We start from the raw sequence: 735 nt of genomic DNA, 5'->3' as shown, positions 1-735 counted from the left end.
TGGCGCTCGCACCGGCGCGCGGCGGGGCGGCGCTCGTGGCGGCGGCGCTGGCCGTGGCGGCCTTCGTGCGGCGCTCGCGGCGCTGCGCGCATCCGCTCGTGAGCCTGGAGCCGCTGCGCAGCCCGGCGTTTCGTCCGGCGGCCGTGCTCGTGGTGGTGGCGATGATGACGTCGTTCTCGCTGAGCGTGATGGTGCCGCTCTACCTGGAGGGCGCCGGGGGCATGTCGGCCGCGGCGGCGGGAGGCCTTCTGCTCGGGCCGGTGCTCTGCAACGCGGGGGCTACGGTGTGGGGCGGCCGCGTGATGGACCGCCGCGGCGAGTGGCCGCTTTTGCCCGTCGGGTTCGCGATTGCGGCTGCGGGGCTGGCCGCGGCGGCGGCCGGGGCCCTGGCGGGATCGCTTGCCGCGGTGATGGCCGGCGTGTTCGCCGGCTACGCCGGGTCGGGCCTGCTGCTCTCGCCCGCGCAGACGGCGGGGCTGAGGACGCTGCCCGACGACCAGAACCCCCATGGCGTGGCGCTCATGTCCACCTCCGTGCAGCTGGCGGCCTGCGTGGGGCCGGCCGCCTACATCGGCGTGATGGCGGCGGTGGAGGCGCGCGTGGCGGCGCTGGCGACAGCGGGTACGGGCGCGCTGGCCGTCGACGCGGCGTCTGCCGGGTTCGCGGCGGCCGAGGCGCTCGCCTGCGTCGTGGCCCTGGCCGGCCTGGCGGTGGCCGTGCGCTACGCAAGGTGGA

General features: G+C 77.6%; 1 protein-coding gene. It reads left to right on the top strand.

Annotated features, from left to right (window positions below; genetic code table 11):
* On the top strand, positions 1 to 735 hold a 735-nt coding region (locus tag D1643_RS11210), incomplete at both ends, for an MFS transporter (protein ID WP_160710667.1).

The sequence above is a fragment of the Enterorhabdus sp. P55 genome, assembly GCF_009911695.1.
Classification (GTDB): domain Bacteria; phylum Actinomycetota; class Coriobacteriia; order Coriobacteriales; family Eggerthellaceae; genus Enterorhabdus.
This window is presented reverse-complemented; position numbering and strand designations above follow the sequence as displayed.